Here is a 9,116-nt window from a genome sequence, read left to right on the forward strand (position 1 = left end):
ATTCCTAGTGGATACGTTGGAATTTTGAAAGCACAATGACTATACTTGTATTAAGTGTAGATATTTTTTTAATTTCAATTCCTACTAAAAAACTAAGGATAAAATCTATCATATGGGGGGAAGACACTTGAATTTATCAGCAACAAATAGTCCGTTCAACGATGAACAGGCACAACTCATTAATCAAGCGTTATCAACATTATCAAATGACCAGAAGCTCTGGCTTAGCGGTTATTTAACGGCACATCTCCAAGATGGCACCGCAACACAAGCACCTACTTCTGGCGCAGCAGCTACACCAACGCCTGCAGCTCCAGCGCAACCGCAAGCTATAGAACCGCGTAAAGTTACTGTATTATTTGGTTCTGAATCTGGTAACGCACAGTGGGTGGCAGAATTACTTGAAAGTAAATTAAAAGAAAATGATTTTGATGCCACTCTAACTGAAATGGACCAATATAAAACGAAAGATTTAAAAAATGTTGAAGATTTATTAATCGTAACTTCAACACATGGTGAAGGCGATCCGCCAGATAATGCGTTATCTTTCTATGAATTCTTATATGGTCGTAAAGCACCTAAATTAGAAGGTACACGTTTCTCAGTACTTGCATTAGGTGACCAATCTTATGAATTCTTCTGTCAAACTGGTAAAGATTTCGATGCTCGCTTAGAAGAGTTAGGTGCTGACCGTATTTTACCGCGTGTCGATTGTGATATTGACTTCGAAGAACTCGCAAATGAATGGATTGAAAACATTATTAATGAGTTAGGCGATCAAGAAGTGAAACAAGTTGTTCAAGAGGCACAAGATGCGCTTGTTGAAGATGCTTCTGGACCGATTTACTCAAGAACGTTTCCTTACGAAGCAGAAGTCTTAGAAAACATTAATTTAACCGGCCGTGGTTCGGATAAAGAAGTCCGCCACCTTGAATTATCATTAGAAGGTTATGGCGATGACTACGCACCAGGGGATTCTATTAATATCCTACCTGAAAACGACCCTGAACTTGTTGATGAAATTATAGATATGCAAGATTGGGTGGCTGAAAAAGATATTGCCGTGAATACACAAGGTGACAAAATGTCATTAGAAGATGCCTTAACGTCATACTTTGAAATCACGAAATTAACAAAACCATTAATCGAAAGTGCAGCACAGCTCTTTGATAATGAAGACTTATTAGATAGAGCCTCTGATAGTGAATGGGTGAAAGATTATATCTACGGTCGTGACTTAATCGATTTATTAAATGATTTCCCTACAGAGTCATTACAACCAAACCAATTGCATCAGATCTTAAGAAAAATTCCTGCACGCAGTTACTCCATTTCAAGCAGTCATAAAGCAAATGAAGATGAAGTACACATTACAGTATGTGCTGTACGTTATGAAGCACATAACCGTCAACGCTCAGGTGTCTGCAGTGTACAACTCGCAGAACGTGTAGAGCCTGGCGATAAATTAAAAGTATACTTGAAGAAAAATCCTAATTTCAAATTCCCATTCGATGAAAACACACCAGTCATCATGATTGGACCAGGTACTGGTATTGCTCCATTCCGCAGTGTTTTACAAGAACGTGAAGAATTGGATTTAACAGGCAACACATGGTTATTCTTTGGTAACCCACACTTTACAACAGACTTCTTATACCAAACTGAAATTCAAGATTGGTTGAAGAGCGGTGTCTTAGAAAAAGTAGATTTAGCCTTTTCACGTGATCAAGAAGAAAAACGTTATGTTCAGCATTTAATTGATGAAAATAGTGCAGAATTCTATGAATGGTTAAGAAATGGCGCAGCAATTTATGTCTGCGGCGACGAAAAACACATGGCGAAAGATGTACACCAAGCTATCATTCATGTATTGGAAAAAGAAGGCGGCTTATCTGAAGAAGAATCAGAAGAGTACCTATCAGAATTGAAAAAAGAAAAACGCTATCAACGTGACGTGTATTAATTTTTGAGGAGGCAAATTATGGCTGAGAATAACAATGATTTATATAAAGGCTTAGATGATTTAGAACGTAATAAAGGCGAAAGCAATTATTTGCGTGGTACCATTGCACAGGGTTTAAAAGACCCTGTGACTGGTGCTATCGCAGATGATGATACAAAATTATTAAAGTTCCACGGCAGCTATATGCAAGATGACCGTGACTTACGTCAAGAACGACGCAAACAAAAATTAGAACCCCTCTACGCATTTATGATTCGCGTACGTATCCCTGGGGGACGTGTTTCCACGGATCAATGGTTGAAATTAGATCAATTGGCAGATGATTATGCAGGTGAACAAATTCGTTTAACGACACGTCAAACGGTACAATATCATGGAATTTTAAAACGCAACTTAAAAAAATCAATGCAAGCGATTAACGCAGCTGTTCTTGATTCCATCGCAGCGTGCGGTGACGTCAATCGTAATGTCATGTGCAACCCTAATCCCTACCAATCCGATGTGTATAGTGAAATAAATGAATACGCTGACAAAATCAGTGGACATTTATTACCAAAGACGACAGCGTATCATGAAATTTGGTTAGACGGTGAAAAAATTATCGATTCTAAACAAGAAGATCATGAACCAATGTACGGTAAAACATACTTACCACGTAAATTCAAAATCGGTATTGCGTTACCGCCTTCTAACGACATTGATGTATATTCACAAGATATCGGTTTAATCGGTATCGTTGAAAACGATGAATTAACAGGCTTTACAGTCACTGTCGGCGGCGGTATGGGTAGTAAGAATGATGATTTAAGAACACATCCTCAAGTTGGTAAAGTGTTAGGTTATATTCCTAAAGAAACAGCACCGGAAGTTTGTGAGAAAATCTTAACGATTCAACGTGACTTCGGTGATCGTGCAGACCGTCAACAAGCACGTTTCAAATATACAGTGGAACGTAAAGGCGTGGATTGGATCCGCGAAGAATTAAATCGTCGTTTAGGTTGGGAAATTGAAGATGCGAAACCATTTGAATTTGACAGTAACGGCGACCGTTTAGGTTGGGTTGAAGGTTCTGGCAAATATCACTATACATTATTCATTCAAAATGGCCGTATTAAAGATACAGAAGACTTTAAGTTGAAAACAGCAATCAAGAAATTAGCGCAGACACATAAAGGTGAAATCCGTATGACACCGAACCAAAACCTGATTTTTGCGAATGTTGAGAAAGAAGATAAAGCCGCTATTGATGCGATTATCGAAGAGTATGGCTTAACAGATGGTAAAAATTACAGTGGTTTACGTCGTAACTCTATGGCTTGTGTGGCTTTTCCGACTTGCGGTCTTGCGATGGCAGAGTCAGAACGTTACTTACCATCTTTAGTGACGAAAATCGAAGATATTTTAGATGAATTTGGTTTACGAGAAGAAGAAATTACGATTCGTATGACAGGTTGTCCGAACGGCTGTGCACGTCCTGCATTAGCTGAAATTGCCTTTATTGGTAAAGCACCTGGTAAATATAACTTCTATTTAGGCGGCAGCTTTGTCGGTGAACGCTTGAATAAGTTATATAAAGAAAATATTGGAGAAGCGGAAATTTTAGAAAGCTTACGTCCTATTTTAGAACAATACAGTAAAGAGCGTGAAACAGGGGAACACTTTGGTGACTTTGTGGTACGTAAAGGTATTGTAGAAAAAGTCACAGATGGTCGTGACTTCAGATAAGCAGTCAGCATTACCTCAGAAAGTGACGTATCTACGCACTTGGATACGTCCTTTCTCCAGTAATGTTCAATATACTATCTAAATAACACAAAGAGGTGATCGAATGGGGAAAGTATATATCGTAGGCGCAGGTCCCGGAGATCCGGATTTAATCACAGTTAAAGGTGTCAAAGCCATAGAACAAGCCAATGTGATTCTATATGATCGCCTCGTTAATAAAGCACTGCTTCAATATGCGAAGCCGAATACTAGATTGATTTATTGTGGGAAAGACCCGAGTGGTTTATCGATTCCTCAAGTAGAAATCAACGCATTAATGGTGAGTTTCGCACGTAAAGGCCACACTGTAACGAGGTTGAAAGGCGGAGATCCTTTCTTGTTCGGCAGAGGTGGAGAGGAAGCGGAAGTTCTAGCAGAACATCATATTGCTTTTGAAATTGTACCTGGTATTACATCAGGTATCGCAGCACCTGCTTATGCAGGTATTCCAGTTACACATCGAGATTATAGTTCTTCTGTCGCGTTTGTGACAGGTGTCAACAAAGAGAAAACGTTAAAAGAAGATTATTGGAAACATTTAGCATTAGGCCCTGAAACACTGTGTATCTACATGGGTGTCAGCAGGCTGCCTGAAATCTGTCGCTTGTTAATCCGACATGGCAGACCGAAAGCCACACCTGCCGCACTGGTTTATCAAGGGACAAGCGGTGTTCAACAAACTGCGGTCGGTACTTTAGAAACAATCGTAGATGTCGCAAAAGATTTTAAAAACCCATCGATGATTGTGATTGGTGAAGTCGTACAGTTGCGTGAGAAAATTAATTGGTTTGAATCTGTATCGGCACAAGCAGCAGCACAACAGTAAATGAACACTACTCATAAGAATGAAATATTAAGTTCATTTTTTTAACTTTAATTCCTTGTAAACTGATAAGAATAGTATCGTCTATGCATTACACGACATAAATAATATGAAAATTCTAACAATCGAAACTTGATTATTGAAAGAAAGGAGCAAAGACAATGAAAAAACTATTAATTATTGCCTTCGTAGGTTTTTTTGCACAACTGGTTGACGGTTCCCTCGGCATGGGATTCGGCGTAACATCATCATCAATTTTGTTATCGCTTGGTTTAGCACCAGCCATTGTATCAGCGACAATCCATTTTTCTGAAATTGCGACAACAGCAGCATCAGGTGTTTCGCACATGTCATTCTCTAACGCAGATAAGCGTTTAATACTGAAATTAGCGGTGCCGGGATCGATGGCAGCTTTCGTTGGTGCAGCGGCAGTCAGCCATCTGCATGCAGGTTTAGTCAAGCCTGTCGTTGCTTTGTTCCTGATTACCATCGGTATTTATATTTTAGTTCAATTCGCATTTAAGCGCGGACAAACTAAAAAGCTGACAAGAGGGTCAGAGTTAAGTAATAAATTTATGTTTCCGCTTGGTGCGACTGCAGGATTTTTAACAGCTATCGGCGGAGGCGGCTGGGGACCAGTCAATACTTCAGCATTGCTTGCACGTCGTGATATCAATGTCCGTCATGTCATCGGTAGTGTCTCTATCAGTGAATTTTTCGTAACGATTGCAGCGTCGATCAGTTTCTTGATTTTCTTACCGCTTCATTTGATTAATTGGGGATTGGTACTGGCATTAAGTGTCGGCGGCGTTGCGGCGGCACCATTTGCGGCATGGCTCGTTAAAATTATTCCAGTCAATGTCCTAGGTATTTTTGTCGGCGGTTTGATTATCTTTACAAATAGTAATACTTTATTGAACGCATTTGGTGCACCAGGAGAAGCAATTACTATTGTGAGAATTGCAGTAGTTATCGGTTGGTTTGCATTATTATTTGTCATTTTACGCAAAGAAGGCAAGTTACCTAATTTTTTTCACAGAAAAGAAGCAAATAAAGTTGGAAGAGTTAAACAATAAGAGGAGATGAGTTAAATGGCTACAACAACACAAATTTTAGAACATACGAATACCCCGCATGGCGGGAAGTTAATTAATCGTCAACTTGAAGGTGCAGAACGCGAAGCTTTAATCGAAGCAGCCGTTTCTTTTAAAACATTAACGTTAAACGCATGGAGTTTATCTGACTTAGAATTAATCGCAATTGGCGGTTTCAGTCCACTAACAGGATTTATGGGAGAAGCGGATTATCAAAATGTCGTTGACAACTTACATCTTGCGGATGGAACGTTATGGAGTATTCCAATTACCTTACCAGTTAGTGAAGCGGAAGCAGATCAATATGAAATTGGGGAACAGATTGCACTTTATGGAGAAGACCAACAATTATACGGTGTCTTAACGTTAGAAGAAAAGTATACGTACGATAAAGAAAAAGAAGCGCAAAATGTCTATGGAACGACTGAAGCAGCACATCCAGGTGTCAAAAAAGTATATGACAAAGGCAATGTGTATCTAGCCGGCCCGATTCAATTAGTGAATCGTCCAGATCATAGTGAGTTTGAAGAATTTGAATTAGATCCGATTGAAGTACGTCAAATGTTCCATGACTTAGGTTGGAAAACAGTCGTAGGTTTCCAAACACGCAACCCAGTGCACCGCGCGCATGAGTATATTCAAAAAAGTGCGTTGGAAACAGTTGATGGTCTCTTATTGAATCCATTAGTAGGGGAAACAAAGTCTGATGATATTCCGGCAGATGTTCGTATGGAAAGCTATCAAGTGATTTTAAAGCACTATTATCCAGAAGATCGTGCACGCTTAGCTATATATCCAGCTGCGATGCGTTATGCAGGTCCTCGTGAAGCGATTCTACATGCGATTGTGCGCCAAAACTATGGCTGTACACATTTCATTGTAGGACGTGACCATGCAGGTGTGGGCGACTATTATGGTACATATGAAGCTCAAGAATTGATTACGAAATATCAAGAAGAGTTGGGTATTCATATTTTAAAATTTGAACATGCTTTCTATTGCACGAAGTGCGGTAACATGGCGACAGCGAAAACATGCCCGCATGGCGCTGAACATCATGTGCATTTAAGCGGGACAAAAGTTCGTGAAAAATTACGTAACGGAGAATCTTTACCGAAAGAATTCTCACGCCCTGAAGTAGCTGAAGTGTTAATTCGTGGTTTACGCAGACATAGAGAACAAAACGAGGAGGCGTAACGATGACAAAATCGCAAAATATTACATGGCATGATTCAGAAGTAACGAAAACAGAACGTCAAGCTCAAAATGGACACAAGAGTGTGGTTCTATGGTTCACTGGTTTATCAGGTTCAGGTAAGTCTACTATCAGTGTTGCTTTAGAAAAAGCATTATTTGAACGTCGTATACATGCGTATCGTTTAGATGGAGATAATATCCGTCATGGTTTAAATAATAACCTTGGTTTCAGTCCAGAAGACCGTAAAGAAAATATCCGTCGTATCGGCGAAGTCAGCAAACTGTTAGCGGATGCAGGGCTGATTACGTTAACTGCGTTTATTTCACCGTATCGTGAAGATCGTGACCGTGTCCGTGACATTCTAGAAGATGGCGAATTCATTGAAGTTTATGCGAAAGCTAGTGTTGAAACGTGTGAACAACGTGACCCGAAACAGTTGTATAAAAAAGCACGTGCTGGCGAAATTAAAAACTTTACTGGTATTGATGCGCCATATGAAGCGCCTGAACATGCGGAGATTGTCGTAGATACAGAGACGACGTCTGTGGAAGAAGCGGTTCAACAGATTCTAGACTATTTAGAAGAAAAACAAATTATTTAACTAGTAAGCACACACAACCCTCAAATTGTGTGTGCTTTTTGAGTGGTTATTATTCCAGTTAAGTTTTGCGATTATTCTGAATTTGAATTAAAATAGAAGTGTACAATAATATTTGAAACAACAAGGAGAGTCGAACAACATGGCAGAAGTAAAAGGCAAAGTAGCAATGGTGACAGGCGGCGGACAAGGTATCGGAGAAGCAATTTGTCGCAGACTCGCAAAAGACGGCTTTAAAGTAGGTGTGGCCGATTTTAATGAAACAACTGCAGAAGCAGTCGCACAAAGCTTACGCGATGAAGGTTATGAAGCGCTTGCGGTTAAAGTAGACGTATCAGATCGTGATCAAGTCTTCGCAGCAGTCAACACAGTGAAAGATCATTTCGGAGATTTCAATGTGATTGTCAATAACGCTGGATTAGGACCACAAACACCACTTGATACGATTACGTACGATCAATATCGCAAAGTTTTCGATGTAAACGTCGGCGCAATTTTCTGGGGCATTCAAGCAGCAGTTGAAGCATTTGAATCATTTGGCCACGGCGGTAAAATTATTAACGCTTCTTCTCAAGCAGGACAAGTCGGCAACCCAGGTCTTGCGTTATATGGCGCAACTAAATTCGCAATCCGTGGTATTACACAAACAGCAGCACGCGACTTAGCTGACAAAGGTATTACTGTTAATGCGTATTGTCCAGGTATCGTTAAAACACCGATGATGGAAGATATCGCACAAAAAACAGCTGATGAAGTAGGTAAACCATATGAATGGGGTATGGAACAATTCTCTAAAAATATCGCATTAAAACGTTTATCAGAACCTTCAGATGTCGCAGCATGTGTATCTTATCTTGCAGGACCTGACAGTGACTATATGACTGGCCAAGCTTTAATTATCGATGGCGGTATGGTCTTCAACTAATACAAGACATAAGAAAAGGCAAGTGCACCTATACAGGACACTTGCCTTCTTTTTATTTTCTAGGAATGCCAATCGCATGGCCGAGTTGTTTTGGTGTTTCAAATTCCCCTTGTTCCTCATAGTATGTTTTGATGTTATCAAAAACAAAATCTGGGAATGCACTACTGCGACGTTGTTTGTTATCAATGGCCATCATGATGACTTCATACGTTGCAGTCGGCACTTGATCTTGGTTGAACATCTTTAAAAAGAAATGTACACGCTTATGATCGTAGTCATAAACATAAACTTCTACCGTAAATGTTTCATCCAGCAACATTTCTTTTAAGTAAGTGATATGTGCTTCTAAATTAAAAATTGTCGTATCATGCTGTTGTCGGTAATCAATCGAGAACCCCATTTTCGCAAAGAAACCAACAACTGCATCACTGAAAATTGAAAAATACTGTGCATCATGTAAGTGTTGGTTGTGATCAATCCAAGAAGGATGCACCTTATCTTCATAAGTATAAATGTACCCCATATTTAATTTCCCCCTTTAATACATATAATAGCAGTGTATCACATTAACGAAATTAGACGTATCATCTATAGAGTATGATGACGTTCATCATGAAGTGACTAAAGCAGGTAAACTTAATCAAGAAGAATCGCTTTCATAAATGAAATAGATTTGAATTGTTAATCAATTAAAGGAAGACGAAATCAATCATTTTGAAAAATGGAAGTTATCATTGAACAAGTATAATAT

At 39.4% G+C, this 9,116-nt stretch carries 8 protein-coding genes; 7 read left to right on the forward strand and 1 reads right to left on the reverse strand.

What is annotated here, in order from left to right; all coding sequences use genetic code 11:
- Positions 1-127: 127 nt before the first annotated feature.
- From BU038_RS05335 to BU038_RS05365, 7 genes are all read left to right on the forward strand, one after another.
- Positions 128-1,963: an assimilatory sulfite reductase (NADPH) flavoprotein subunit gene (locus tag BU038_RS05335; RefSeq protein ID WP_199219689.1), complete on the forward strand. Its 1,836-nt coding sequence runs from the start codon at positions 128-130 to the stop codon at positions 1,961-1,963.
- Positions 1,964-1,981: 18 nt separating this feature from the next.
- The gene (locus BU038_RS05340) at positions 1,982-3,688 is read left to right on the forward strand and encodes an NADPH-dependent assimilatory sulfite reductase hemoprotein subunit (protein ID WP_107605165.1); all 1,707 of its coding nucleotides are present in this window, start codon (positions 1,982-1,984) and stop codon (positions 3,686-3,688) included.
- A 103-nt stretch (positions 3,689-3,791) separates the two neighbouring features.
- Positions 3,792-4,553 (forward strand): uroporphyrinogen-III C-methyltransferase, encoded by a 762-nt coding sequence (cobA, locus tag BU038_RS05345; RefSeq protein WP_107605166.1) that lies wholly within the window; start codon positions 3,792-3,794, stop codon positions 4,551-4,553.
- Between the two features lie 158 nt (positions 4,554-4,711).
- Entirely contained in the window at positions 4,712-5,626 is a 915-nt protein-coding gene (locus tag BU038_RS05350) for a sulfite exporter TauE/SafE family protein (protein ID WP_107605167.1), read from the forward strand.
- Positions 5,627-5,641: 15 nt separating this feature from the next.
- Complete coding sequence (gene sat, locus BU038_RS05355) at positions 5,642-6,841, forward strand: sulfate adenylyltransferase (RefSeq protein ID WP_107605168.1); 1,200 nt, start codon at positions 5,642-5,644, stop codon at positions 6,839-6,841.
- A 2-nt stretch (positions 6,842-6,843) separates the two neighbouring features.
- Positions 6,844-7,443 (forward strand): adenylyl-sulfate kinase, encoded by a 600-nt coding sequence (gene cysC, locus BU038_RS05360; RefSeq protein WP_107605169.1) that lies wholly within the window; start codon positions 6,844-6,846, stop codon positions 7,441-7,443.
- A 139-nt stretch (positions 7,444-7,582) separates the two neighbouring features.
- Positions 7,583-8,365: a (S)-acetoin forming diacetyl reductase gene (locus tag BU038_RS05365; protein WP_107605170.1), complete on the forward strand. Its 783-nt coding sequence runs from the start codon at positions 7,583-7,585 to the stop codon at positions 8,363-8,365.
- 52 nt (positions 8,366-8,417) lie between these two features.
- On the opposite strand, the gene BU038_RS05370 is transcribed toward BU038_RS05365, so the two are convergent.
- Positions 8,418-8,888, reverse strand: coding sequence for a thioesterase family protein (locus BU038_RS05370; protein ID WP_107605171.1), 471 nt, complete (start codon positions 8,886-8,888; stop codon positions 8,418-8,420).
- Positions 8,889-9,116: the final 228 nt, after the last annotated feature.

The sequence above is a fragment of the Staphylococcus simulans genome (assembly GCF_003043455.1).
In the GTDB taxonomy this organism is placed as follows: Bacteria; Bacillota; Bacilli; order Staphylococcales; family Staphylococcaceae; genus Staphylococcus; species Staphylococcus simulans_A.